Below are 24,449 nucleotides of genomic sequence, written 5' to 3'. Positions count from 1 at the left end.
ATGACCGAAGGCCGGCTCGCCGCGGACATCTACGCCGCCGCCGACGCTCGGTTGTCCGAAGTGGACGAACGGGTGGCGGCGAAGTATCCCGGTGAGCCGGCCGGACGGCAGCCGGTGCACACCGTGTACGTGCCGGCCGACAAGTACGCCCCGGACGTCGTGACGCGCTGGGGTGAGCAGGCGCTCGCGATTTTCCGGCAGCGCGGCGCCGAACTGGGCTTGACCGCCGAGGTCGGCGACCGGGTCGCGGCCAAGCTCGCGACGGAGCCCATCGAGGACCTGCGCATCGACTTCGAGGACGGCTACGGCCATCCAGGCGACGAGGCCGAGGACGAGATGGCGCTGTCGTGTGGCCGGTCGCTCACCGTGGCCACTCCGTTCGTCGGCATCCGTTTCAAGAGCTTCGAACGCGCGACCCGGCGGCGCGGGATCCGCACACTGGACCTGTTCCTGTCGGGGCTGCTCGAAAACGGGGACCTGCCACCGGGTTTCGTGGTCACGCTGCCGAAGGTCACCGCAGTCGAGCAGGTCGCGGTGGCCGCGGACGTGCTGGCGGCGCTGGAAAAGGCCCACGGTCTGCCCGAGCGTGCGCTGCGGTTCGAGGTGCAGATCGAGACGTCCCAGTCCATTCTGGACACCGACGGCACGGTCGCCGTGCCGCGCATCATCCAGGCCGCCGCAGGGCGGTGCAGCGGTCTGCACTACGGCACCTACGACTACAGCGCGGGCCTCGGCATCGCCGCCGCGTACCAGAGCATGGACCATCCCGCCGCGGACTTCGCGAAGGCGTTCATACAGGTCAGCGCCGCGGGCACCGGGGTGCGGCTGTCCGACGGCTCGAGCAACCGGCTGCCCGTCGGCGACGCGGTCCTGGACGCGTGGCGCGAGCACCTGAGGCTGGTGCGGCGGTCACTGGAGCGAGGCTTCTACCAGGGCTGGGACATGCACCCGCACCAGTTGCCGACCCGGTTCGCCGCCACCTACGCCTTCTTCCGCGAGGGCCTGCCGTCGGCCGCGGCGCGGCTGCACGACTACGCCACGGCGGCGGACAGCGGCGTGCTCGACGAACCGGCTACCGCGCAGGCACTGGCCGCGTTCCTGTGCCGTGGCCTGGACTGCGGGGCCCTGGACGAGTCGGAACTGCCGCTGCCCCGCGCGCGCCTGGACGCCTACGCTCGCCGGATCGGGTGAGCGTTTCTTGTCGATCGTCGACTACTACAGCTAACTCAGGGCGAGGGCGAGGTACACGTCCACCTGCGTGGTGAAGTCGGTCAGGTCGACGCCGAGCAACTCCGACGCCCGCGTGATCCGGTACCGCAGCGTGTTCACGTGGACGTGCAGGGCCTTCGCGGCCGCCGTCGGAGAACTGGAACATTCGAGGTAGACCCGCACGGTGCGCACGAGATCCGTGCCGTTGGCCGCGTCGTAGTCCACGAGCGGGCCGAGCACGCGTTCGCGCACCGTGCGGCGCAGCTCGTCCGGTGCGGTCGCGACCAGTAGCCGGTGCACCGCGATGTCCTCGCCGGCCACCACCTCGATCGGCCCGCCGCGGCGCGCCGCGACGTCCAGCGCGTGCCGCGCCTCCTGCGCCGCGCCACGCAGTCCGGCCGCCGTCGCGGGCCCGCTGATGCCGGTGAACACGCGCGTCAGGTCGACAAGGCGATCCACAGTGGACAACCCGGCGCGAATCGGCTCGGCGGGCGAGGACTCGTCGGCCTCGACGATCGCGCACGCGTCCTCGCCGAGGGTGCCGAGCACGGCCGGGGGCATGTCGGCCAGCAACTCGACGAGCAGCTCCCCGGCCAGTTCCGGCCCGTCGTCCGGGGTGGACAGGAGGATGACACGCACCGGTTCACGAAGCCCGGCGGCGGGGAACGCGGCGGCAACGTCGCCGCCCTCGAGCGCCTGGAACAGCGGCCCGGCGGCGCGGTCGGCGGTGCGCCGCACCTGATCGGCACGGGCCCGGGCGAGGCTGACCAGGCCCGCGAGCTCGTCGGTGAGGTCATCCGTTTCGGTGATCTTCACGGCGAGAATCCAGGGCACGCTGAAGCGGCCGTTGACGGGCACCAGTGTGTAACCGCCGCGCACGGTCCGGTCCCGGCCGGGCACGAACCAGTCGGCCGGCGGCGGGTCGGCCGCGGTGCCGCCCACGACGCGGCCCGTGCCCGACACCACCCAGCACGGCGCGCCCAGCTCCTCCGCGCCCTGCCGCAGCAGCACCGGCAGCGGGGCGTCGGCGGTGGACAGCAACCGTTTGCGCGCGCCGCTGGGCTCGCGGCCGCGGTCGGCCGCCAGCGCCAGCACGACCCGCTCGGTGACCACGGCGAACGACAGGTCGGCGGGCACTTCGAGCAGCGGGATCCGATACTGGGCGCACGCGCGCACGACGTCGTCGGGGATGCCGTCGGTGTCCGCGCCGGACGCGGCGAGCGCGGCGACTCCCGAGCGGGCGAGTGCGGCGACGAACGGTTCCGCGTCGCCGGGTTCGCGCCACCACAACAAGCCGGAGAGCACCAGCTCACCGGCCGAGACGTAGCGGCTCGGGTCGGGGAGTTCGGTGACGTAGATGCGGGTGATCTCGCGGCCGAGCAGCCCCGAACCGGTGCGCAGCCGCATGCGCAGTTCGGGGATGTCCAGCAGAGTCTTCACCAGCGTCATGACTGACCGATCCTAGGGAAGGAAGTGGTGATGGACATAGCAGCCGAGATCAACGCGATCCGCCGCCGCGTGCACGGACGGGCGGTGGTGGCCTGCCGGACCTACGACGCCGCACCCGGGGACGTCTGGCAGGCCTGCACCGATCCCGGCCGGCTCGCCCGCTGGTTCCTGCCGGTCACCGGCGACCTGCGGCCCGGCGGAAGCTACCAGCTCCAGGGCAACGCGGGCGGGGAGATCGTGCGCTGTGAGCCGCCGGAGGTCCTGCGGGTGACGTGGATCTTCGGCGAGGGGCCCGCCTCCGTGGTCGAGGTGCGGCTGCGTCCCGGGGCCGAGGGCACGCTGCTCGAACTGGAGCACAGCGACCTCGCCGACCACCAGCACTGGGACCAGTTCGGGCCCGGCGCCGTCGGTGTCGGGTGGGACATGACGCTGCTCGGGCTGGCCCTGCACGTGTCCGGCCACGGCAACCCGGCCGACTGGGGCAGCTCGGGTGAGGCACGGGAATTCATGACCGAGAGCGCGCGGGCATGGGGAGTCGCCCACGTCGTGTCCGGCGAGGATCCGGCTCAGGCGGTGGCCGCGGCGCAGCGCACACAGGCGGTCTATGTGCGTCCCCAGGATTAGGCTTGCCGCCTTGTGCGAAAGCACGAAAAGACTGCTCACAACGCCCTCCGGTTCATACTCCGGCGCCGTTGCCGTGACGCCGGTCACGGCGGTGTACTGGATGGACTCCCACCGCTGAAGGAGCCGGAGAAGTGGATTTCCTGCGCCCCCAGAGCCTCGCCGAAGCGCTGGCCCTCAAGGCCGAGCGCCCGGACGCGGTCCCGATCGCGGGCGGCACCGACGTGATGGTCGAGCTGAACTTCGACCACCGGCGGCCCGCAGCCCTGCTCGATCTCGGCCGAGTCCCCGAACTGACAGACTGGTCCACAGTGGACGGCGCGGTGCGCCTGGGCGCGAACGTGTCGTACACGCGCGTCATCACCGAACTGGGGGAGCGGCTCGCCGGGCTCGCGATGGCCGCCCGCACGGTCGGCTCGCCGCAGATCCGCAACCGCGGCACCGTCGGCGGCAACCTCGGCGCGGCCTCGCCCGCCGGGGACACCCACCCCGTGCTGCTGGTGACTGGCGCGCGGGTGGAAGCGGCCTCCACCAGGGGAACGCGGCTGATCCCGGCCGAGGAGTTCTACCTCGGCGTCAAACGGAACGCGCTCGCCGAAGACGAGTTGATCACCGCCGTGCACCTGCCCGCGAACGCCGGCCCGCAGCAGTTCGCGAAGGTCGGCACCCGTAACGCGATGGTCATCGCCGTGTGCTCGTTCGCGATCGCGCTGGAGGAGGGCAAGGCCAGGGCCGCGATCGGCTCGGCGGCGCCCACGCCGCGCCGCGTGCCCGACGCGGAGGAATTCCTGGCGGCTGAGCTGCCGTGGTCGGCGCCCGCCCCGCTGCTCGATTCGGTCAAACGCCGTTTCGGTGAGCTCGTCGCGGCGGCCGCGGAGCCGATCGACGACGTGCGGGGCACCGCCGCCTACCGCCAGCACGCGCTGGCCGTGCTGGCACGCCGCACGCTGGGCTGGGCCTGGCAGGAGTACGTGGAAGGGGAGCGGGCATGCGCGTGAACGTGACCGTCAACGGCGAGGCCAGGCAGGCCGACGACGTGTGGGAGGGCGAGAGCCTGCTCTACCTGCTGCGCGAGCGGCTCGGGCTTCCCGGTTCGAAGAATGCCTGTGAACAGGGCGAATGCGGTTCGTGCACGGTGTATCTGGACGGAGTGCCGGCGTGCTCGTGCCTGGTGGCCGCCGGGCAGGCCGAGGGACGTGACGTGCGCACCGTGGAGGGGCTCGCCGACGGCGACCGGCTCGACCGCGTCCAGCAGTCCTTTGTGGACGCCGGTGCGGTGCAGTGCGGGTTCTGCACGCCGGGACTGGTCGTGGCCGCACACGACCTGCTGGCCCGGGTGCCCGGACCGAGCGACGAGGAGATCCGCGAGGCGCTGGCCGGAAACCTGTGCCGGTGCACGGGGTACGAGAAGATCCTGGACGCGGTGAGGATGGCGAGCACGCGATGAGGACCGTTCTGGAGCACGCCGCGATAGCCACGGTGGACGCGGACGGCACCGAATACCGCGACGGCCACGTGGTGGTCGAGGACGGCCGCATCGTCGCCGTCGGCGAGGGTGCGGCGCGCCGGGAGGGGGTCCCGCACGGCACCGTCATCGACGCGAGCGACTGCCTGATCACGCCGGGCCTGGTCAACACGCACCACCATCTCTACCAGTGGGCCACCCGCGGCCGCGCCGTCGATGCGACGCTGTTCCAGTGGCTCGTCGAGCTGTACCCGGTCTGGAGCGGGCTCGACGCGGAGATCACGCACGCCGCCGCGAGCGCGGGGCTGGCGCGCCTGGCGCTCACCGGCTGCACCACGGTCGCCGACCACCACTACGTCTTCCCGTCCGACGGCGGCGATCAGATCGAGGCCCTGGTGTCCGCGGCGAACCGGATCGGCGTGCGCGCCCACATCGTGCGCGGGTCGATGGACCGCGGCGAGTCCCAGGGCGGGCTTCCGCCGGACAACCTGGTCGAGGACACCGAGGCCGCGCTGCTCGGCACGGAACAGGCGATCGACAAGTACCACGACCCCTCGCCCGGCGCCCGTATTCGCATCGCCGCCGGTCCCTGCTCGCCGTTCACCGTCACCGAGCAGCTCATGACGGGTGCCGCCGAACTCGCCCGCCGCAAGGGCGTCCGGCTGCACACCCACCTCGCCGAGACCCTCGACGAGGAGGAGCAGTGCCTCGCCGAGTTCGGCTGCACCCCGGCCGAGTACGCCGACAAGCTCGGCTGGCTCGGCGAGGACGTGTGGATGGCGCATTCGGTGCACCTGTCCACCGCCGCGATCCGGCGCTACGGCGCGACGCGAACGGGCGCCGCGCACTGCCCGACCTCCAACGGGCGACTGGGCACCGGCATCGCCCCGGTGCGCGACCTGCTCGACGCGGGCGCGCCGGTCGGGCTCGGCGTGGACGGGGCGGCGTCGAACGAGTCCGGCGGGCTGGGGGAGGAACTGCACGAGGCGTTGCTGCAGGCCAGGCAGCGCGGGGGCCCGACGGCGCTGAGCGTGCGCGAGGCGCTCTGGATGGGCACGATGGGCGGCGCCCGCTGCCTCGGCCGCGAGCGGGAACTCGGCTCGCTGGAGCCCGGCAAGCTCGCCGACCTCGCGGTCTGGGACCTGCGCGGCCTGCGCTACGCGGGCATCGAGGACCCCGTCGCGGCACTCGTGCTCGGCGCGACACCACCGCTCAAGCTGCTGATGACCGGTGGCGAGGTCGTGGTGGCCGACGGGGAGCTGCGTACCGCGGATGAGTCCACTGTGGCCGGTGAGCTGGCCGCTGCCGCCAGGAGGTTGCGATGACGACGTCCACCCAGGCGATGAGCACCGCGAGCGGCATCGGCAGCAGCCCCCGGCGGCCGGACGGCACGGTCAAGGTGCGCGGCGAGTTCGCCTACTCCTCCGACCTGTGGCACGAGGACATGCTGTGGGGCGCGACGCTGCGCAGCCCGCACCCGCATGCCCGCGTCAAGCGCATCGACATCACCGAAGCCGTCCGGGTGCAAGGCGTCTACGCGGTGCTGACGCACGAGGACGTGCCGGGGGTGAACCGGTACGGCCTGGAACACCAGGATCAGCCGGTGCTCGCGGCGGACGTCGTGCGGTACCAGGGTGAGCCCGTGGCGCTCGTCGCGGCGGACCACCCGGAGACCGCGCGCCGCGCGATGAAGCGGATCGAAGTCGACTACGAGGTGCTCGACCCGGTCACCGACGCCGAGCAGGCCGTCGTGGGACAGACTCCGGCGTTGCACACCGGCGGCAACGTCGTGCGGCACGTGCCGATCCGCTTCGGCGACCCCGGCGCGACGGCCGAGGTGGTGGTCAGCGGTTCCTACGAGGTCGGCATGCAGGACCAGGCGTTCCTCGGGCCGGAGTCCGGGCTCGCGGTGCCCGCCGACGACGGCGGCGTGGACCTCTACGTCGCGACGCAGTGGCTGCACGTGGACCAGCGCCAGATCGTGCAGGCGCTGGGCCTGCCCGAAGAGAAGGTGCGGCTCACGCTCGGCGGGGTCGGCGGCGCGTTCGGCGGCCGCGAGGACCTGTCGATCCAGATCCACGCGTGCCTGCTCGCACTGCACACCGGCAGGCCGGTGAAGATGGTCTACAACCGCGAAGAGTCCTTCTACGGGCACGTACACCGGCATCCGGCGCGGCTGCACTACGAGCACGGCGCCGACCGGCACGGCAGGCTGGTCTACGTCAAGGCGCGCATCTTCCTCGACGGCGGGGCCTACGCCTCGTCCACGCCGGCGGTGGTGGCGAACGCCGCGACGCTCGGCGTCGGACCGTACGAGGTGCCCAACGTCGCGATCGACTGCTGGGGCACCTACACGAACAACCCGCCGTGCGGCGCGATGCGGGGATTCGGCGCGGTGCAGGCGGCCTTCGGGTACGAGTCGCAAATGGACAGGCTCGCCGAGGCGTGCGGGATCAGCCCGGTCGAGGTGCGGCTGCGCAACGCCATGCGCGAGGGCTCGCTCATGCCGACCGGTCAGGTGGTGGACTCGGCAGCGCCGGTCGGGGAACTGCTGCGGCGACTGGAACGGATGCCGCTGCCCTCCGCGCCCGAGGGGGAGCGGGACCTGCGGACGTTGCCCGGTGGCGTGTCCAACACGACGCACGGCGAAGGCGTGGTGCGCGGTGTCGGGATCGCGGTGGGAATCAAGAACATCTGCTTCTCCGAGGGCTTCGACGACTACTCGACCGCGCGGGTGCGGCTGGAAGTGGTCGCGGGCGAGGCCGCGGCGACCGTGCAGACCGCCGCCTGCGAGGTCGGCCAGGGCCTGGTCACCGTGCTGCAGCAGATCGTGCGCACCGAACTCGGTGTCGAGCGCGTGACGATCCTGCCCATGGACACCACGATCGGCAACGCCGGCTCCACGTCGGCGTCGCGGCAGACCTACGTGACCGGGGGTGCCGTGCGCTCGGCCTGTCTCGCGGTGCGTTCGGCGCTGTTCAAACGGATCACGGACGCGCCGGGCGATCTGAGCCTGGTGGGCGGGAAGCTCGTCTCGGCTCGCCAGGGCGTACTCGCGGATCTCGTGGACGTGCTGGGCGAAACCGTGGTGGACGAGACCGTCGAATGGCGGCACCGTCCTACTGAGACACTCGACCCGGAGACCGGTGCGGGCAACGCCCACGTGCAGTACGGGTTCGCCGCGCACCGGGCCGTGGTCGATGTGGACACCGAACTCGGGCTGGTCAAGGTCGTGTCGCTGGACTGCGTGCAGGATGTGGGCAAGGCGCTCAACCCGCAGGCCGTGCTCGGCCAGATCCAGGGCGGCTCCGCGCAGGGGCTCGGGCTGGCCGTGATGGAGGAGATCCAGACTTCCGGCGGCAAGATCCGCAACCCGTCGTTCACCGACTACCTCATCCCGACCGTGCTCGACATGCCGCCGATGAACATCGACGTGCTCGAACTGGCCGATCCGCACGCACCCTACGGGTTGCGCGGGGTCGGCGAACCGCCGACGATCTCGTCCACCCCGGCGATCGTCGCCGCGATCCGTGCCGCGACCGGCAGGGCGCTCACCCGCGTCCCGGTCCGGCCGGAACACCTCATCTGATTCCCAGCCGAAGCGGGTCCCGTCGCGGGACCCTGGTTCGGCATGCCCGGAGGCAGGAATGACCCAGTTACGCACCAGGCCCGATGCCGCCCGCAAGACGTCCACACTGGACAGATACTTCCTGGTCTCACGGCGCGGCAGCACCATGGGGCGTGAGGTCCGCGGCGGCGTCACCACTTTCGTCGCGATGTGCTACATCGTGCTGCTCAACCCGCTCATCCTCGGCGCGTCCGCCGACATCACCGGCGCCCGGCTGTCCACGGAACAGGTCACCACGGCGACAGCGCTCGCCGCGGGGGTCACGACGATCCTGATGGGCCTCGTCGGCAAGGCACCCCTCGCGCTGGCGGCGGGGCTGGGCATCAACGGGGTGGTCGCGTTCCAGATGGCGCCCACGATGACCTGGGCGCAGGCCTTCGGCTTGGTCGTGCTGGAGGGCGTGTGCATCGTGCTAATGGCCGTTTCCGGGGTGCGGGAACGGATCATCAACGCGATCCCGATGGCGCTCAAGACCGGGATCACGGTGGGCATCGGGTTGTATCTGGCGCTGGTCGGCCTGGTCAGCGCGGGTTTCGTGACACGAACCCCGGATTCGGCCGATTCGACCGTGCCGGTGCGGATGGGGGTCGACGGGCATCTGAGCGGCTGGCCCATCGCGATCTTCTGCGTCGGGCTGCTGTTGATGATCGTGCTGGTCTCGCGGCGGATGCCGGGCGCGGTGCTGGTCAGCATCGTGGTCGCCACCGTGCTGGCGGTGCTGGTGAACGCGGTCTTTCACGTGCACGGCTGGGGCCTGGTGGAGCCGAAGGTGCCCACACACGTCGTGGCCGCACCCGATTTCGGTCTGCTGGGGCGGATCGACGTGTTCGGCGGGTTCGGCTCGGCCGGTGTCGTGACCGCGTGCGTGTTCCTGTTCACGCTGGTGCTGTCCGGCTTCTTCGACGCGATGGGCACGATCACGAGCGTCTCGGAAGAGGCCGGTCTCGTGCGCGACGGTCGCGTGGAGGGCATGGGACGGATCCTGCTGGTCGACGGCTTCGGTGCACTGGCGGGCGGCGTAGCGGGTTCCTCGCCGAACACGGTCTTCCTGGAATCGGCCGCCGGTGTCGGCGAGGGCGCACGGACCGGTCTGGCGAGCGTGGTGACGGGCCTGCTGTTCACCGCGACGCTGTTCCTGACCCCGATCGCCGCGATCGTCCCCGCACAGGCCGCGGCGCCGGCGCTGGTGGTGATCGGCGGCATGATGATGGCGCAGGCACGCAGGATCCCGTGGCAGGACGGCGATGTGGTGATCCCGGTGTTCCTGATCGCCGCACTGATCCCGTTCACCTATTCGATCACCAACGGCATCGGGGCCGGGATCGTGGCGTACACCCTGATCAAGCTGTGCAAGGGCAAGCTGCGCGAAATCGGCTGGCTGCTGGGCGCACTGGCCGTGGTGTTCGTGGTGTACTTCGCCATCAACGGCATCAAAACCCTGATCTGAAAAGAAGCCGCCAGGTAGTCCGGTGCCGGTCCGATGGGAGGCTGCCGGAAACCTCCCCCAACCCCGATCCGGTGAGTCTGCCCGCCGGGAGGGCCGTGTCGAGGGCGCTTCGCGTCGCTGCGCGATGGCCTTCGGCCACCCTGGACACGGTCCTCCCGGCGAAGTGCGGCTGGGGATCGGGGTTGGGGGAGGAGTGGGTTGTCGGGTCGGCTGGCCTTGCTTCGCTCGCCCCGGGGCCCTGCGTCAGAACTCCGGCAGGCTGTACCAGGCCAGGCCCGCGTCCTCCGCGTCGTCGCGCAGCACCGTGCCTTCGATCAGCCCGTACGGCCGGTCCGCAGCGTAGAAGACCTCATTGTCGTTCGTCAGGCCGAACGGGCTCAGGTCCACCAGGAAATGATGTTTGTTGGGCAGCGACAGCCGCACCTCGGCCACCTCGCGGCGCTGCTTCAGCACCGCCTCGCCCATGGCGTAGAGCGTCTGCTGCAACGACAGGCTGTGCAGGTTCGCGAACGTTTCCAGCATGATGCGCCGGATCTCGTGGAAGCTCTTGTGCCAGTCGATGTCCTCGCCCTGGTACCGCCACCGGGCCGTCACCGCCGTGGCCAGAATGCGGTCGTCGGTCTCGGCCAGGGTTGTGTACCGGTCGCGAGGGAAGCCGTGGAACTCCGAGCCCGTCGACTTCAGCACCACCAGGTCCCGCAGCCCCGAGACCACCCAGGCGCGGCCGTCCGCCACGGTCACCGCCGTGGTGCGCTTTTCGTCGCCGGAACGGGAAAACGCATGGTCATGTGGCTTGCCGTCCACCGGAATCCGGTCCCAGCCGTGTTCGTCGATCAGGATGCGCGCCTGGTCGATGTGGCTGAAGGCGTCCACGAAATGCCGCCCGAGCCGCAGCGCGAAATCCTCGATCTCGCCCGGCGGGGTCTGCTTCGCGAAGGCGTAGACCGTGTTCTTCTGCGTGTCCGTCGCGACGACCACCGAGTTGTCCCCGGTGAGATGCGTGGCGGCCAGCTCGCCGCGCAGCGAAGTCGACACGGTCAGGTCCTTGACGTGGTGCACCGGACCGGAACGGTCCACAGTGACCAGACGGACCTCGGCCTTGCCGTACTGATTCGGGCCCAGGGTGATGGCCACGGCGATCAGCTCCCTCGGTAGGTGGAATAGGCGAACGGGCTCAGCAGGATCGGCACGTGGTGATGCGCCCCGGGATCGGTGATCCGGAACGACACGGTGATCTCCGGGAAGAACCCCTCCGGCCCCAGGTAAGCCTCGGTGTCGAAGACCAGCCGGTACACGCCCGGATCGAGCCGCTCCGGGCCCAGATCACGGATCCGGCCGTCGTCGTCGGTGTGGCCGGAGGCGATGAGCGTGTCACCCGACTCCAGGCGCACCGGAATCCCGCGGGCGGGACGGCCCGCCGCCGCGTCGAGCACATGCGTCGTCACCAGGCTCACGAGGTCACCGCCTTTTCCAGGCGCAGCAAGGCGATCTTCACCAGTTCCTCGCCCGCGACACGCAGTTCGGTACCGGGATCGTTGGTCATCCGCTCCCGCAGGATCGCCAGCAGCTCCTCGCCGCTGCGCCCGCTCGCGCAGACCAGGTAGACATGCCCGAAACGCTGCTCGTACTCGGCGTTGGCGGCGAGGAACTTCTCCCGCGCGGCATTGTCCACACCGGACTGCTCCGCCGCCGGGGCGCCCGAGGACTTCTCGCCGATCCGGGGATGCGCCGCCATCGCGTCGTGGATTTCGCTCGGGAACAGCGTGAGCGAAGCGGCCGATTTCAAGGTGACCAGATCGGGGTAGGGCCGCCCGGCGAGCACGGCGTCCGCCCAGCGAGGCACGTCGAGGCACGCGGTGAGCACCGGCCGGAGATCGTCGGCAGGGCAGGCATTGAAGGCGGCAAGGTCCACGTCACGAATCTTCTTTCAACATTTTGTTGAAGTCAAGCTCTGTTCGTGCGGGACACCCGCGCTCAGTCGTCCGGTCCTCCAGCCCGGTTCAGGTAGTTGTAGACCGTGAACCGTGTGACCCCGAGAGCCTCCGCGACCGTGACGACCGCCTTGCGCATCGCGAACGCGCCGCGTTCCTCCAGCAATCGCACCGCTTGCTGCTTGCCGGGCCGGTCAAGTTCGGCGAGGTTGCCGCCGAGTCGCGCCTCGACTTCCCGGATCAGCCGGTCGAGCGTCCGCGGTGGGTCCTCCGGTTTGCGTGCCGCGCGCCCGGTGGAAAGCTGCAGGGTGAACCGCGTCGCGCCGTTGTCGAGCGCGGCGCGGGCGATGCCGGGAAGCGCGTCGAGCAGGGCGTCGGCGTCACCGGCGGCAGTGGTGCCGAACGGGCCGAACTCCACGGTCAGACCCGCCTTGGCGGCGGCCTCGCGGGCACGGACGGCGTGTGCGGGCGGCTCGCCCTCGCCCCGGAACGGTTCCGTCGTGAACTCGGCTTTCAGTTCCACTACCGCACCGTATCCCGTTGACGCCGGGAAGGCCACGGAGCTATTCTCGTTTTACGGAAATAAAATTCCGCTATACGGAAGAAGATGCTGATGCGTTACGACGTGAACCTCTCGCTTCTGTTCACCGAACTGCCGCTCCTGCGGCGTGCCGAGGCGGCGCGGGCCGCCGGGTTCTCCGCGGTGGAGTTCTGGTGGCCCTTCGACACCGCGGCCCCGGGCGATCGGGAGGTCGACACGTTCGTCCGCTCGGTCACCGAGGCCGGGGTGGATCTGGTCAGCCTGAACTTCTTCGCCGGGGACATGCCCGCGGGTGATCGCGGCTTGGTGTCGTGGATCGGCCGCGACAAGGAACTGGCCGACAGTGTGGACATCGCGCTCGGCATCGCCGAACGCCTGGGCTGCCGCACCTTCAACGCGCTGTACGGCAACTGTGTGGAGGGCCAGGACCCGCGTGCCCAGGACGAGCACGCTCTGTCCACTCTGGACTCGGCGGCGACCGCGGCGGCACGGATCGGCGGTCAGCTGGTCATCGAACCGCTGTCCGGTGCCGACCGGTATCCGCTGCGCACCGCGGCGGACGCGTTCGCCGTGATCGACAAGCTCGGCCGCGAGAACGTGGCGCTGCTGTTCGACCTCTACCACCTCGGAGTCAACGGCGACGACATCGACGCCGTGATCGCCAATCACGCCGGCCGGGTCGGGCACGTGCAGATCGCCGATGTCCCCGGGCGTCACCAGCCCGGCACCGGCAGTCTGGACATCACGGGATATCTGCGGAAGCTCGCCGGCGCGGGGTATGACCGCTACGTCGGACTGGAGTACGTGCCGGAGGGGCCGACCGAGGAGTCCTTCGGCTGGCTGGAGGGACAGCGATGACGAAAATCGGTTTCATCGGGCTCGGCATCATGGGCGGGCCGATGGCGGCGAACCTGGTCAAGGCCGGATTCGAGGTGACCGGCTACAACCGCAGCCGCGCCAAGGTGGACCGCCTGGTGGACGCGGGCGGCGAGGGCGCGGCGAGCGTCGCCGGAGCCGTCCGCGACGCCGACGTGGTGATCACGATGCTGCCGGACTCGCCCGACGTCCAGGCCGTCGTGCTCGGCGAGGACGGCGTGCTGGCCAACGCGAAACCGGGTGCGCTGCTCATCGACTGCAGCACCATCCGGCCCGACGTCTCCCGTGCGATCGCCGGAAGGATGCGAGCGCTGGACGCGCCGGTTTCCGGCGGCGAACAGGGCGCGATCGACGGCAACCTGTCGATCATGGTCGGTGGCGCCGCGGAGGATTTCGAGGCCGCGAAGGACATCCTGGACGCGGTCGGTGGCACGGTCGTGCACGTCGGCGCGGCCGGCGCGGGCCAGACCGTGAAGGCCGCGAACCAGCTGATCGTCGCCGGCACCATCGAGCTCGTCGCCGAATCGCTGGTGTTCCTGGAAGCACACGGCGTCGACACGGATGCCGCGATCAAGGTGCTGTCCGGGGGACTGGCGGGCAACCGCATCCTGGACCGCAAGGCCGCGGCGATGGTTCAGCGCGAGTTCACCCCCGGCTTCCGCGTCGAACTGCACCACAAGGACCTCGGCATCGTGCAGGCCGCGGCCCGTGAGGCGGGTGTGGTGATCCCGCTCGGTGCCGCCGTCGCCCAGCTCATGGCCTCCCTCAACGCGCAGGGCCACGGGGCGCTCGACCACGGCGCGTTGATCGAACTCGTCGCGCAGCTCTCCGGAAGGGAGTAGCCATGCCGAAAATCCCGGTCATGCGAGCGGTCGCCGAGATCCTCGCGAGCGAGGGCGTGGACACCGCGTTCGGTTGCCCCGGCGCCGCGATTCTTCCGCTGTACCAAGAACTCGAACGCCACGGCGGCATCGAGCACCTGGTCGTGCGGCACGAGGAGGGTGCCACGCACATGGCGGACGGCTGGGCCCGCACGACAGGCAACGTCGGCGTCGCGATCGGCACGTCGGGCCCCGCGGGCACCAACATGATCACCGGCCTGTACACGGCGCAGGCCGACTCGATCCCGATCCTGTGCATCACCGGGCAGGCCGCGTCGCCGAAACTGCACCAGGAAGCCTTCCAGGCGGTGGACATCGTGGCGATCGCCAAGCCCGTCACGAAATGGGCCGTGCAGGTCAGGGAAGCCGCGCAGGTGCCGTGGGTCTTCCGTGAGGCGTTCCGCATCGCCCGGTCCGGCCGCCCCGGTCCGGTGCTCATCGACCTGCCGGTGGACGTGCAGAAGCAGGAGATCGAGTGGGATTCCAGCATCGACTGCCCACTCCCGGTCCCGCTCGTCACGCCGCATCAGCCGCGCGTCGAGCGGGCGCTGGACCTGCTGCTCGCCGCGGAGCGCCCGGTGATCCTCGCGGGCGGCGGCGTCGTGCTGTCCGAGGCGACGGACCAGCTGCGTGAACTCGCCGAACGCCTCGGCGTGCCGGTCCAGGTCACGCTCATGGGCAAGGGCTCCTTTCCGGAGGATCACGAGCTGTTCGCGGGCATGGCGGGGATCCAGACCTCGCAACGCTGGGCCAACGCGGCCTTCCTCGAAGCGGATCTGGTGCTCGCGCTCGGCGCCCGCTTCGGCGACCGGCACACCGGCGAGCTGGAGGTGTACCGCGGCGACCGCAAGTTCATCCACGTCGACATCGAGCCCACCCAGCTCGGCAAGGTGTTCGGCCCGGACCTGGGCATCGTCTCCGACATCGGCGAGTTCCTGAAGGCGCTGCTGACCGTGGTGCGCGACCGGGAACTGATCGCCGATCGCGGCGTGTGGGTCAAGCGGATCGGCCGGCTCAAACAGCAACTGCCGCGCCGTGCGGACTTCGACACCACGCCGATCAAGGCGCCGCGCGTGTTCTCCGAGATCAATGAACTGTTCGGCGAGGACACCTACTTCGTCACCGCGATCGGGCTGTACCAGATCTGGTCCGGCCAGTTCCAGCGCGCGCACAAACCCCGGCACTACCAGGTGTGCGGTCAGGCGGGGCCGCTCGGCTGGGAGATCCCGGCCGCGATCGGCGTCAAGATGGCCAAGCCACACGCCGAGGTGGTCGGCATCGTCGGCGACTACTCGTTCCAGTTCCTCGTCGAGGAGCTCGCGGTCGCGGCGCAGTACGACGTGCCGTTCGTGCTGATCATGCTCAACAACACCTACCTGGGCCTGATCCGGCAGGCCGAACGCGGCTACGACATGAACTACCAGGTGGACATCCACTACGACCGGCGCGGCACGGACAACGTCAAGATCATGAACGCCTACGGCTGCACCGGCACCCGGGTGGTCGAGCCGGGCGAGATCAGGCCGTCGATCGAATGGGCGCGCAAGGAGGCCGAGCGCACGAACCGGCCCGTGCTGGTGGAGATTATGATCGAGCGAACCGGGAACGCGGCCATGGGCACCGCGCTGGACAACGTGGTGGAATTCGAGGGTGTCTAGGGTGGAGCTGGTTTTCCGGGCACGCCGGGCCATCACGGCCGACGGCGAGGGCCCCTTCGATATCGGCGTGGACGGCAGCCGGGTCACCGCGGTCGAACCGTACGGAACACTGACCGCGGACCGCGTCGTGGAGCCGGGCACCGACGAGGTGCTGCTGCCCGGCCTGGTGGACACGCACGTGCACGTCAACGATCCGGGCCGCGCCGAATGGGAGGGCTTCGACACGGCGACGCGTGCGGCCGCGGCAGGTGGGATCACCACGATCGTCGACATGCCGCTCAACAGCCTGCCGCCGACCGTCGACGTGCCCTCGCTGGAGGTCAAACGCAAGACCGCGGCCGGCCGCGTGTACGTCGACGTCGGGTTCTGGGGCGGCGCGATCCCCGGCAACGGCGCCGATCTGCGCCCACTGCACGACGCGGGCGTGTTCGGCTTCAAGTGTTTCCTGCTGCATTCCGGGGTGGACGAGTTTCCGCCGCTGGACAGTGCGGAACTCGAAGCCGACCTGCGGATCCTCCGGGATTTCGGCGGGTTGATGATCGTGCACGCCGAGGACGCGGACACGATCGAGCAAGCACCGGCCCCGCATGGAGTGCGGTACGGGACCTTCCTGGCCTCCCGTCCGCGCGAGGCGGAGAACGTGGCCATCGCCCGCGTCATCGAACTGGCCCGCCGCACCGGGGCACGCGCGCACATCCTGCATCTGTCCTCTTCGGACGCTCTGCCGATGATCGCGCGGGCTCGCGCCGAAGGCGTCGCGCTGACGGCCGAGACCTGCCCGCACTACCTCACCTTCACCGCCGAGGAGATCGCCGAGGGTGCCACGCAGTTCAAATGCTGCCCGCCCATCCGCGAGGCGGACAACCGGGACCTGCTGTGGCGCGGGCTGGCCGAGGGCACGATCGACTGCGTGGTCAGCGACCATTCGCCCTGCACGGCCGAGCTGAAACGCGGCGATTTCGACGTCGCGTGGGGCGGGATCGCGAGCCTTCAGGTCGGCCTGCCCGCGGTGTGGACGCAGGCGCGGGAGCGCGGGTTCGCGCTCTCCGACGTCGTGCTGTGGATGGCCGGACGGCCCGCGGACCTGGCCGGGATGCGGCGCAAGGGCCGGATCGCCGTCGGCGCGGACGCGGATTTCTGCGTGTTCGCGCCCGAGGAGAAGTTCGTGGTGGACGTGGCCGACCTGCGGCACCGCAACCCGGTGAGCGCCTACCACGGGCGGCCGCTGTCCGGGGTGGTGCGCTCGACATGGTTGCGCGGGCGGGAGGTCACCGGCGAGCCGCGAGGTGAACTGCTGGTACGAGGGAGCGTGTAGTGGACCGTCCAGAGTGGACAAGGCAACCGGACCTGGCGTCGCGCCGGGCCGGTGGCGGCGTGGTGTGGGCGAACGACGAGCTGTTCGCCGAGAAGGAGAACCTGATCAAGCCGGAGCGGCCGGAGTACCAGCCGTCGACTTTCGGGCACAAGGGCCAGATCTACGACGGCTGGGAGACCCGCCGGCGCCGCGAGCCGGGGGCCGACCGGGCGGTCGTGCGGCTGGGCCTGCCGGGCGTCGTGCACGGCGTCGTGGTGGACACCGCCTTCTTCACCGGCAACTACCCGCCGTTCGCGTCCGTCGAGGCGGTCGCGGTCGACGGCTATCCCAGCCCGGAGGAGCTGGCGGCGCTGGAGTGGACGACGATCGTGCCGAAGTCGCCGCTGGCAGGTGACGCCGAGAACTTCTTCGCCGTCGAGTCGCGGCAGCGGTTCACGCACGTACGGCTCACGATCCACCCGGACGGGGGAGTGGCCCGGTTCCGGGCGCACGGCGCCCCGGTGGCCGACCTTCGCCTGCTGGACCTGGACTCGCTCGACCTGGCCGCACTCGAGAACGGCGCGCACGTCGTCGAGGCGAGCAACATGTTCTACTCCTCGCCCGCCAACCTCATCTCGCCCGGATTCGCCCGGGTGATGGGGGAGGGCTGGGAGACGGCCCGTCGCCGCGACGACGGCAACGACTGGGTGGTGGTGGCACTGGCCGGCGCGGGCGTGCCCAGGCTGGCCGAACTGGACACGACGCACTTCAAGGGCAACGCGCCCGGCTGGGCCTCGCTGTCGGGTTCGGTGGACGGCGCCTCGTGGTTCGACGTGCTGCCGAGGACCAGGCTGCAACCCGACACCCGCCACCGGTTCCCGCTCCCGGGCGCGTCCGAGCTGACCCGCGTGCGGCTGGACATCTACCCGGACGGCGGGATGGCGCGGCTACGGCTCTACGGCGGGCTCACCGAAGCGGGCAAGAAGGAGCTCACCGAGCGCTTCCACGGCGCAGCCTGATCGATTCACCGGGTTCCAGCATCCGCAACCGTTCCGAGAGCCCGGCGTTCGCGAACGCCTTGCGCACCGCGTCCGGGCCCTCGGAGAAGTGGGCCCAGCCGCGCGTGTGCAGCGGGATGACGATCTTCGCGTTCAGGATGCGCGTGGCCTCGGCGGCGTCCTCGCTGGTCAGCGTCAGCGGGGCGCCGGCGAACAGGGACGTGCGCGCGGCACCGGCGAACAGCAGCGCGACGTCGATCGAACCGATGCGCTTGGCGACGGCACGCACCACCTCGAGGGAGGCGTTGTCGCCGGAGACGTAGACCGACGGCAGGCCGCGGCCCCGCAGTACGAACCCGATGACGTCGCCGGTCAGGGACTCGCAGCCGGGCGGGCCGTGCAGCGCGGGCACGGAGATGACCTCCAGCGGGCCCAGCGAGATCGCCGCCCACGGCGGCAGGCCCTGGGCGGTGCCGCCGAGGCGGCGGGCGCCGCTGATCGTGGTCAGCGTCAGCAGGACCTCGCCGACGAGCTCCCGCCCGGCGGGGTCGAGGTTGTCGGCGTGCTGGTCGTGGGACAGCAGTACGGCGTCGATTTCGCCGAGCGCCTCGCGCGACACGGCGGGGTCCTCGGTCTTGGTCAGGGGGCGCCCTGGTGCCGACTCGTGGACGCCGGCCGGGCTGAACGTCGGATCGGTCAGCAGCCGCTTGCCGCCGAGCTCCAGCAAGGCAGTGGGGCCGCCGACGAAGGTCACCCGCAGATCTTCCGTCATGTCGTAGACAACCGTTCGCAGAGGCCGATTCTTCCTACCTGTGCCGCAGCAGCAGCACCGAATTTGTTCTCGTTACAGTGAAATAGCTGGTGTGTTGTAGTTCCGTCAAGTGGCTTTGTTGCACTGGAACGGGAATCGGGCCGTCGGCGAGCGGGGTGGTGACGACGATCCAGTCCGGATCGGTCCCGTTGGGCTGTTCGGGGAAGTAGAACACGCGGCAGCGGGAGGTCAGCCTCGGTACGAACAGGCTACTCGCCGCGACCGTCGCCCCGTCCGGGATGCGCGCGAGCGCGGCCTGTACCGCCGTGCGCTCCGATCTCGGCGGTGGTGCCCCCGGCAGCATCGCCGCGACCACGCCGAGCGCCGTCAGCGCCGAGCACACCGGCACGGCGGTACGCCACCGGCCGCCGAGGCGCCCGAGCCCGTCGAGCGCGGCCAGGAACGCGATCGGCATCAGCACCGCGCTGTAGTGGTAGCCCGGTCCCCAGTAGTACGGGTAGCTGGACAGGAAACGCCAGGCCAGCGTGGGTAGCAGCAGGATCGACACCGGCGAGCGCAGACCGGTGAACAGGGTCGGGCCCAGCACCAGGAGCAGGGTCGCGAGCTTGAGCCAGAGCCCGTCGAACGGGTCCGGCGTGGTCAGCCTGCCCGCGAACGCGTACTGCCCCTGCACGTTGATCAACGGCACGACGACCTTCGCCAGCAGCACGCTCGCCAGCACACCGGCGACCGCCGTGGCCCAGCCGAGGCGGCGTTGTCCCCGCCAGACGAGGTACATCCCGATCGCCGCGACCGTCATCGGCAGGTCCTCTTTGACCAGCGCCAGCGGCGCCGCGAACGCCACGGCGGCGCCCCATTCGCGGCGCAGCAGCCGCTCGATCGAGAACGCCAGCAGCGGCACCGCGAACGCGATCTCGTGGAAGTCGAACGTCACCGCGCTGAGCAGGCCGCACGAGAAGATGTAGCCCACACCGAGGGTCGTGCCGCGGGCCGTGCCGAGCGCACGGATGGCGCACCGCGTCACCGGTACGGCGGAAATCGCGAACAGCGCGGCCTGCGCGAGAAGTAACGTGTCCGGCCGCGGCCAGAGCCGGTACAGCGGGGCGAGGACCGCGATGATCGGGTGGAAATGATCCCCCAGCAGGGGGAAGCCGGGCGCTTTGACGTCGGAGACCGGCCAGTGCCCCTCGGCGTAGGAGCGGACGGCCTGTTCGAAGATGCCGAGGTCGTATCCGGTGCGCAGGTAGAGCCGGTGCAGGCAGACCGACCACCCGGCGTAGACCACGAACGCGACGCCGGCCACGATCGCCGGCGCCCGCGGCCGCGCCGTTACCGGTGCTTCGGAAACGGGCGTCGGCAGCGAGGCGGTCGTCATGGCCGCCAGATGTTCACATTTCCGGGACCGTTCTGTGATCCCCCAGGTGGGTTAGTAACCGGCCGAATCAGGGTTGGGACTGCCGCCGCGAGCTGATGACACCGGTGTTGAAGCCGGCCAGGTGCAGGCCGCCCGCGAACCGGGCGTGCTCGATCTTCACGCAGCGATTCATCACCACGTCCAGCCCGGCCTCGGTGGCGCGCTCGGCGACGGGCTCGTGCCACAGGCCCAGTTGCAGCCACAGCGTGCGCGCGCCCGCCTTGACGACCTCCTCGGCCACGTCCGGCAGATCGTCGTGCTTGCGGAACACGCTCACCAGATCCACCCCGCCCGGCACGTCCGCCAGCGACGGGTACACCGGCCGCCCGAGCAGCTCGTCCAGCCGCGGGTTGACGAAGTTGATCCGGTACCGGGCCGAGGACAGCAGGTAGGTGGCCACGAAGTAGCTCGGCCGCGCCGGGTTGGCGGACGCGCCGACGATCGTCACCGACGTCGTGCGGCGCAGGATCGCCTGGCGCTCGCGGGCGGTCGGCGGCGTCCAGGTCAGCTCGCCGCCCGCACGGACGGCCCCGGCGGGAACGGTGGTTTCCAGAGAGGTCATTCCTTCACCGCCGCCGCGAGTGCCTGATCGATGTCCCAGCAGATGTCCTCCAGGTCCTCCAGCCCGACCGACAGCCGGATCAGGTCCGGGCCGACCCCGCCCGCCGCGAGCTGCTCGTCGGAGAGCTGCTGGTGCGTGGTGGACGCCGGGTGGATGACCAGCGTGCGGGCGTCACCGACGTTGGCCAGATGCGAGAGCAGCTCGACCGATTCGACGAACTTCTCACCCGCGGCGCGGCCGCCCTTGACGCCGAAGGAGAACACCGCACCCGGCCCCTGCGGCAGGTACCGCTTCGCGCGTTCGTGATGCGGGTGGTCCGGCCGGCCCGCGTAGCCGACCCACGCGACCCGCTCGTCGGCTGCGAGGAATTCGGCGACCGCCTGTGCGTTGCGCACGTGCGCGTCCATCCGCTGCGGCAGCGTCTCCACGCCCTGCAGCAGCAGGAACGCCGAATGCGGCGAGAGCACGGCGCCGATGTCACGCAACTGCTCGGCGCGCAGTCGCGTGCAGAACGCGTACTCGCCGAAGTTCTCCCAGTACTTCAGGCCGCCGTAGGAGGGCACGACCTCGGTCATCCTGGGGAACTTGCCGTTGCCCCAGTCGAAGGTGCCCGCCTCGACGACGATGCCGCCGAGGGTGGTGCCGTGCCCGCCGAGGAACTTCGTCGCGGAGTGCAGCACGATGTCCGCCCCATGCTCGATCGGACGGCACAGGTACGGGGTGGCCAGCGTCGCGTCCACGACGAGCGGAATGCCGTGCGCGTGCGCCAGCTCGGCCAGGCTCGCGATGTCGGCGATCCCGCCGCTGGGGTTGCCGATCACCTCGGTGAAGATGAGCCGCGTCTTGTCGGTGATGGCGGCGGCGTAGTCGTCGGCGTTGTCGCCGGGCACGAACGTGGTGTCCACCCCGAAGCGCCGCAGCGTGCCGTCCAGCTGGGTGATCGTGCCGCCGTAGAGCCCGCTCGCGGCCACGATGTGCTCGCCCGCCTCGGCCAGCGCGGTGAAGGTCAGGAACTCCGCGGCCTGCCCGCTGCTCGTGGCGACCCCGCCGATCGCGCCCTCCAGGCTCGCGATCCGCTCCTCGAACGCGGCCACGGTCGGGTTGCCGATACGGCTGTAGATGTTGCCGTACTTCTGCAGTGCGAACAGGTTCGCGGCGTCGTCCGCGTCCTCGAACACGAAGCTCGTGGTCTGGTAGATGGGCACGGCCCTCGCCCCGGTCGCGGGATCGGGCGTGCCGCCCGCGTGCAGGGCGCGGGTGCGAAAGCCCCAGCTGCGGTCACTCACGTCAGCGACCGTACCCGGCATTCCCGTGAGTGGGCCATCTCTCCACGGGGAACACCCGCACTGTGGGACGTGGTTGCGCGAAAGGGTATATCGGATGAGGAGGAGCAGATGACGGACACAAAGGTCGCACCCGGTGGCGTGTTCTCCCTCGGCGGGGACCTTCCGGTGCACCGGCTCGGCTACGGCGCCATGCAGATCACCGGCCCCGGTATCTGGGGCGAACCTTCGGACCGGAAGGGAGCCGTCGCGGTGCTGCGGCGCGCGATCGAGCTGGGCGTCAATTTCATCGACACCGCGGACTCCTACGGCCCGTACGTGAGCGAGGAGATCATCCGCGAGGCGCTGCACCCGTACCCGGAGGACCTGGTCATCGCGACCAAGGGCGGTCTCGTGCGCACCGGCCCCGACCAGTGGGTCCCGGTCGGCCGCCCGGCCTACCTGCGGCAGGAGGTCGAGATGAGCCTGCGGCGCCTCGGCGTCGACCGGATCGACCTCTACCAGCTGCATCGCGTCGACGCCGACGTGCCGCTGGCCGATCAGGTGGGCGAGCTGCGCAGGCTGCAGGACGAGGGCAAGATCCGGCACATCGGGCTGTCCGAAGTGGACGCGGCGCAGATCGAGGAGGCCGGTAAGGTCGCCGAGATCGTGAGTGTGCAGAACCTGTTCAACCTCGCCGACCGGCACCACGAGGCCGTGCTGGACTACGCGACCGAGAAGGGCATCGCGTTCATCCCGTGGTTCCCGATCGCCACCGGAGAACTGGCCAAACCGGGCAGCGTGCTGGAGCAGGCGGCCGGGGAACACGACGCGACCCCGGCACAGCTCGCGCTGGCGTGGCTGCTGCGCCGTTCGCCGGTGATGCTGCCGATCCCGGGCACCCGCTCGGTCGGCCACCTCGAGGAGAACGTGGCCGCCGCGTCGATCTCGCTGACCGACGAGGGGTTCGACCGCCTGGCGAAGCTGGCCGCTTAACCGAGGGCGGCCCGCAACCGGGCCGAGCGCTCCTGGGGCGGCTGGCGGGGACAGGACAGGCATTTCGGCTGCGAAGTGGCCTGGTAGATCAGGCAGCACGACGCGCGGCGCACGACCGCGGTGCCGTTGACGTCGACGTAGCGCGGCCGGGGCAGGCCCAGCCCGATGGACGCGACCAGCGGCTCGGCGAGCGCGGTCGCGTCCATCCACAGTAGACGGTTGGCGATCGAGTCGGTCGCGATGGCGTGCAGCGCGCGGGAATGCGCGCCGCTGACCGCCACGACCGATTCGATCGCCGCGCTCAGCGAATCCGCCATCGCCGGCCCCAGTTCCCCGTCCAGGACGCGGGACGAGGTGGCGCTGACGATGCTGCCGTCCTCGCGCACGTCCAGCGTCATCGCCGCCAGCGCGGGATCGAGGGCACGCCCGGTGCGCACGAGGGATTCCAACGGCGGCGCGACGAGCACCGAGGACACCGAGTACCACCAGACCGTGCCGAGCACGTCCGGCGACGCGCAGCCGTAACGCCGGGCGGCGAGGCCGATCTGCGTCCGCAGCCAGTCGTGGTCGATGATCAGCTTCGCGGGTGTCACGAGACCCTCCGGTACACGCCGACGACGAAAGATGCGGTCACGTCCATCGGACGGTCCACCCGGGACAGCCGGGTGAGCCGCTCGGGATGGTGCGCGTTCGGTCCCATCAGCACCGCGCGGCGGACGTCCTCGGGCGCCAGCGTCAGCGGCTCGGTGTGCTCGTGGCGGTCCACCAGCGAGAAGTGGCCGGACAACGTGCCGGACAACCGCTCCTGCTTGCGCTCGTCCACGTCGAGCAGATCGACCACCGACGCCAGTTCCCGGAGATGAGCCGGACCCGGCGACGCCACGATCAGGTGGCCGCCGGGCCGCAGCACCCGGTGGAATTCCGCCGCATTCCTCGGCGCGAATACGTTCAGCACCACCGACGCCACTTCATCGCCGACCGGCCACCGTTCCCACAAATTCCATACCGCCGCGGCGATTCGTGAATGCGCGCGAGCCGCGCGGCGTAACGCCATTGCCGAAACATCGAGCGCCAGCCCGCACGCATCCGGCAACCGGTCGAGCACGTGGGCCAGGTAGTGGCCGGTGCCCGCGCCCGCGTCCACGATCAACCCCGAACGGGTGAACGTCGCCACCTGTGCCGCGACCAGGTCCACGAGCCCGCGGTAGTGGCCCGCGGCGAGGAAATCCGCCCGTGCGGCGACCATCTCGGCGGTGTCCGCGGTACCGGCGGCGACCTTGGCGTGCAGCAGGTTCACATACCCCTGTTTGGCCAGGTCGAAGGCGTGCCCGGAGTCGCAGCGCAGGGTCCGCGCGGCCAGTTCGACCGGTTCGCCGCAGACGGAGCAGCGCACTGCCGCGAGCACCGAGGGCGGCCAGGACACGGTCGAGGTCATGACTCCCATT

Annotated in this window: 24 protein-coding genes; 13 read left to right on the top strand and 11 right to left on the bottom strand. The window is 70.5% G+C overall.

What is annotated here, in order from left to right; translation table 11 throughout:
* Complete coding sequence (locus HFP15_RS26610) at positions 1-1,191, top strand: DUF6986 family protein (RefSeq protein WP_168519487.1); 1,191 nt, start codon at positions 1-3, stop codon at positions 1,189-1,191.
* A 30-nt stretch (positions 1,192-1,221) separates the two neighbouring features.
* Here the strand turns inward: HFP15_RS26610 and HFP15_RS26605 are convergent, their stop codons facing one another.
* Positions 1,222-2,658 (bottom strand): PucR family transcriptional regulator, encoded by a 1,437-nt coding sequence (locus tag HFP15_RS26605; protein ID WP_168519486.1) that lies wholly within the window; start codon positions 2,656-2,658, stop codon positions 1,222-1,224.
* Between the two features lie 30 nt (positions 2,659-2,688).
* Between HFP15_RS26605 and HFP15_RS26600 the strand changes: the two genes are divergently transcribed.
* From HFP15_RS26600 to HFP15_RS26575, 6 genes are all read left to right on the top strand, one after another.
* Entirely contained in the window at positions 2,689-3,282 is a 594-nt protein-coding gene (locus HFP15_RS26600; RefSeq protein ID WP_210717881.1) for an SRPBCC family protein, read from the top strand.
* Positions 3,283-3,413: 131 nt separating this feature from the next.
* The gene (locus tag HFP15_RS26595) at positions 3,414-4,277 is read left to right on the top strand and encodes an FAD binding domain-containing protein (protein WP_168519484.1); all 864 of its coding nucleotides are present in this window, start codon (positions 3,414-3,416) and stop codon (positions 4,275-4,277) included.
* Positions 4,268-4,726, top strand: a complete 459-nt coding sequence (locus HFP15_RS26590) for a (2Fe-2S)-binding protein (protein ID WP_168519483.1) — start codon at positions 4,268-4,270, stop codon at positions 4,724-4,726. The genes HFP15_RS26595 and HFP15_RS26590 overlap by 10 nt, the downstream gene beginning before the upstream one ends.
* Positions 4,723-6,069, top strand: a complete 1,347-nt coding sequence (locus tag HFP15_RS26585) for an 8-oxoguanine deaminase (protein WP_168519482.1) — start codon at positions 4,723-4,725, stop codon at positions 6,067-6,069. The genes HFP15_RS26590 and HFP15_RS26585 overlap by 4 nt, the downstream gene beginning before the upstream one ends.
* On the top strand, positions 6,066-8,333 hold the full coding sequence (gene pucD, locus HFP15_RS26580; protein WP_168519481.1) for a xanthine dehydrogenase subunit D: 2,268 nt from the start codon (positions 6,066-6,068) through the stop codon (positions 8,331-8,333). The genes HFP15_RS26585 and pucD overlap by 4 nt, the downstream gene beginning before the upstream one ends.
* A gap of 58 nt (positions 8,334-8,391) precedes the next feature.
* On the top strand, positions 8,392-9,819 hold the full coding sequence (locus HFP15_RS26575) for an NCS2 family permease (RefSeq protein ID WP_168519480.1): 1,428 nt from the start codon (positions 8,392-8,394) through the stop codon (positions 9,817-9,819).
* 243 nt (positions 9,820-10,062) lie between these two features.
* Here HFP15_RS26575 and pucL read toward each other — a convergent pair whose 3' ends face one another.
* The 4 genes from pucL to HFP15_RS26555 form a co-directional block, all read right to left on the bottom strand.
* Positions 10,063-10,953, bottom strand: a complete 891-nt coding sequence (gene pucL / locus HFP15_RS26570; protein WP_168519479.1) for a factor-independent urate hydroxylase — start codon at positions 10,951-10,953, stop codon at positions 10,063-10,065.
* Between the two features lie 5 nt (positions 10,954-10,958).
* On the bottom strand, positions 10,959-11,273 hold the full coding sequence (uraH, locus tag HFP15_RS26565; protein ID WP_168519478.1) for a hydroxyisourate hydrolase: 315 nt from the start codon (positions 11,271-11,273) through the stop codon (positions 10,959-10,961).
* A complete protein-coding gene (uraD, locus tag HFP15_RS26560; protein WP_168519477.1) occupies positions 11,270-11,731 on the bottom strand; it encodes a 2-oxo-4-hydroxy-4-carboxy-5-ureidoimidazoline decarboxylase in 462 nt (153 codons plus the stop codon). Before uraD ends, uraH begins: the two co-directional genes overlap by 4 nt.
* 62 nt (positions 11,732-11,793) lie before the next feature.
* Positions 11,794-12,273 (bottom strand): helix-turn-helix domain-containing protein, encoded by a 480-nt coding sequence (locus HFP15_RS26555; protein WP_168519476.1) that lies wholly within the window; start codon positions 12,271-12,273, stop codon positions 11,794-11,796.
* Positions 12,274-12,363: 90 nt separating this feature from the next.
* Between HFP15_RS26555 and HFP15_RS26550 the strand changes: the two genes are divergently transcribed.
* Genes HFP15_RS26550 through alc form a run of 5 tightly spaced genes read left to right on the top strand, consistent with a single transcriptional unit; the run spans position 12,364 to position 18,019 of the window.
* Positions 12,364-13,149, top strand: coding sequence for a hydroxypyruvate isomerase family protein (locus HFP15_RS26550; protein ID WP_376768896.1), 786 nt, complete (start codon positions 12,364-12,366; stop codon positions 13,147-13,149).
* A complete protein-coding gene (locus HFP15_RS26545) occupies positions 13,146-14,009 on the top strand; it encodes a 2-hydroxy-3-oxopropionate reductase (protein WP_168519474.1) in 864 nt (287 codons plus the stop codon). Before HFP15_RS26550 ends, HFP15_RS26545 begins: the two co-directional genes overlap by 4 nt.
* Positions 14,010-14,011: 2 nt before the next feature.
* Entirely contained in the window at positions 14,012-15,706 is a 1,695-nt protein-coding gene (gene gcl / locus HFP15_RS26540) for a glyoxylate carboligase (RefSeq protein WP_168519473.1), read from the top strand.
* A gap of 1 nt (position 15,707) precedes the next feature.
* Positions 15,708-17,021 (top strand): allantoinase AllB, encoded by a 1,314-nt coding sequence (gene allB / locus HFP15_RS26535; protein ID WP_168519472.1) that lies wholly within the window; start codon positions 15,708-15,710, stop codon positions 17,019-17,021.
* Positions 17,021-18,019, top strand: coding sequence for an allantoicase (gene alc, locus HFP15_RS26530; RefSeq protein ID WP_168519471.1), 999 nt, complete (start codon positions 17,021-17,023; stop codon positions 18,017-18,019). Before allB ends, alc begins: the two co-directional genes overlap by 1 nt.
* On the opposite strand, the gene HFP15_RS26525 is transcribed toward alc, so the two are convergent.
* The 4 genes from HFP15_RS26525 to HFP15_RS26510 form a co-directional block, all read right to left on the bottom strand.
* Positions 17,991-18,770 carry an MBL fold metallo-hydrolase gene (locus HFP15_RS26525; RefSeq protein WP_168519470.1) on the bottom strand — a complete coding sequence of 260 codons (780 nt, stop codon included), beginning with the start codon at positions 18,768-18,770 and terminating at the stop codon, positions 17,991-17,993. The genes alc and HFP15_RS26525 overlap by 29 nt on opposite strands.
* A 34-nt stretch (positions 18,771-18,804) precedes the next feature.
* Entirely contained in the window at positions 18,805-20,145 is a 1,341-nt protein-coding gene (locus HFP15_RS26520) for a DUF2079 domain-containing protein (protein ID WP_168519469.1), read from the bottom strand.
* Between the two features lie 67 nt (positions 20,146-20,212).
* A complete protein-coding gene (locus tag HFP15_RS26515; RefSeq protein WP_168519468.1) occupies positions 20,213-20,746 on the bottom strand; it encodes a CoA-binding protein in 534 nt (177 codons plus the stop codon).
* The gene (locus tag HFP15_RS26510; protein ID WP_168519467.1) at positions 20,743-22,032 is read right to left on the bottom strand and encodes an O-acetylhomoserine aminocarboxypropyltransferase/cysteine synthase family protein; all 1,290 of its coding nucleotides are present in this window, start codon (positions 22,030-22,032) and stop codon (positions 20,743-20,745) included. Before HFP15_RS26510 ends, HFP15_RS26515 begins: the two co-directional genes overlap by 4 nt.
* A gap of 108 nt (positions 22,033-22,140) precedes the next feature.
* Between HFP15_RS26510 and HFP15_RS26505 the strand changes: the two genes are divergently transcribed.
* Positions 22,141-23,004, top strand: a complete 864-nt coding sequence (locus HFP15_RS26505; RefSeq protein WP_168519466.1) for an aldo/keto reductase — start codon at positions 22,141-22,143, stop codon at positions 23,002-23,004.
* Here the strand turns inward: HFP15_RS26505 and HFP15_RS26500 are convergent.
* Positions 23,001-23,597 carry a (2Fe-2S)-binding protein gene (locus HFP15_RS26500; RefSeq protein ID WP_168519465.1) on the bottom strand — a complete coding sequence of 199 codons (597 nt, stop codon included), beginning with the start codon at positions 23,595-23,597 and terminating at the stop codon, positions 23,001-23,003. The two genes, HFP15_RS26505 and HFP15_RS26500, sit on opposite strands and share 4 nt — an antisense overlap.
* Positions 23,594-24,439, bottom strand: a complete 846-nt coding sequence (locus HFP15_RS26495) for a putative RNA methyltransferase (RefSeq protein WP_168519464.1) — start codon at positions 24,437-24,439, stop codon at positions 23,594-23,596. The genes HFP15_RS26500 and HFP15_RS26495 overlap by 4 nt, the downstream gene beginning before the upstream one ends.
* Between the last annotated feature and the right edge of the window lie 10 nt (positions 24,440-24,449).

This window comes from Amycolatopsis acididurans (genome assembly GCF_012328925.1).
Lineage (GTDB): Bacteria > Actinomycetota > Actinomycetes > Mycobacteriales > Pseudonocardiaceae > Amycolatopsis_E > Amycolatopsis_E acididurans.
Note: the sequence above shows the minus strand (reverse complement) of the source record. Positions and strands in the feature narration are given on the sequence as shown.

Coding starts and splice junctions, on each gene's coding strand:
- HFP15_RS26610 (WP_168519487.1), top strand. CDS start 1: ATGACCGAAGGCCGGCTCGCCGCGGACATCTACGCCGCCGCCGACGCT.
- HFP15_RS26605 (WP_168519486.1), bottom strand. CDS start 2,658: ATGACGCTGGTGAAGACTCTGCTGGACATCCCCGAACTGCGCATGCGG.
- HFP15_RS26600 (WP_210717881.1), top strand. CDS start 2,689: ATGGACATAGCAGCCGAGATCAACGCGATCCGCCGCCGCGTGCACGGA.
- HFP15_RS26590 (WP_168519483.1), top strand. CDS start 4,268: ATGCGCGTGAACGTGACCGTCAACGGCGAGGCCAGGCAGGCCGACGAC.
- HFP15_RS26585 (WP_168519482.1), top strand. CDS start 4,723: ATGAGGACCGTTCTGGAGCACGCCGCGATAGCCACGGTGGACGCGGAC.
- pucD (WP_168519481.1), top strand. CDS start 6,066: ATGACGACGTCCACCCAGGCGATGAGCACCGCGAGCGGCATCGGCAGC.
- HFP15_RS26575 (WP_168519480.1), top strand. CDS start 8,392: ATGACCCAGTTACGCACCAGGCCCGATGCCGCCCGCAAGACGTCCACA.
- HFP15_RS26550 (WP_376768896.1), top strand. CDS start 12,364: ATGCGTTACGACGTGAACCTCTCGCTTCTGTTCACCGAACTGCCGCTC.
- HFP15_RS26545 (WP_168519474.1), top strand. CDS start 13,146: ATGACGAAAATCGGTTTCATCGGGCTCGGCATCATGGGCGGGCCGATG.
- gcl (WP_168519473.1), top strand. CDS start 14,012: ATGCCGAAAATCCCGGTCATGCGAGCGGTCGCCGAGATCCTCGCGAGC.
- HFP15_RS26525 (WP_168519470.1), bottom strand. CDS start 18,770: ATGACGGAAGATCTGCGGGTGACCTTCGTCGGCGGCCCCACTGCCTTG.
- HFP15_RS26520 (WP_168519469.1), bottom strand. CDS start 20,145: ATGACGACCGCCTCGCTGCCGACGCCCGTTTCCGAAGCACCGGTAACG.
- HFP15_RS26515 (WP_168519468.1), bottom strand. CDS start 20,746: ATGACCTCTCTGGAAACCACCGTTCCCGCCGGGGCCGTCCGTGCGGGC.
- HFP15_RS26505 (WP_168519466.1), top strand. CDS start 22,141: ATGACGGACACAAAGGTCGCACCCGGTGGCGTGTTCTCCCTCGGCGGG.
- HFP15_RS26495 (WP_168519464.1), bottom strand. CDS start 24,439: ATGACCTCGACCGTGTCCTGGCCGCCCTCGGTGCTCGCGGCAGTGCGC.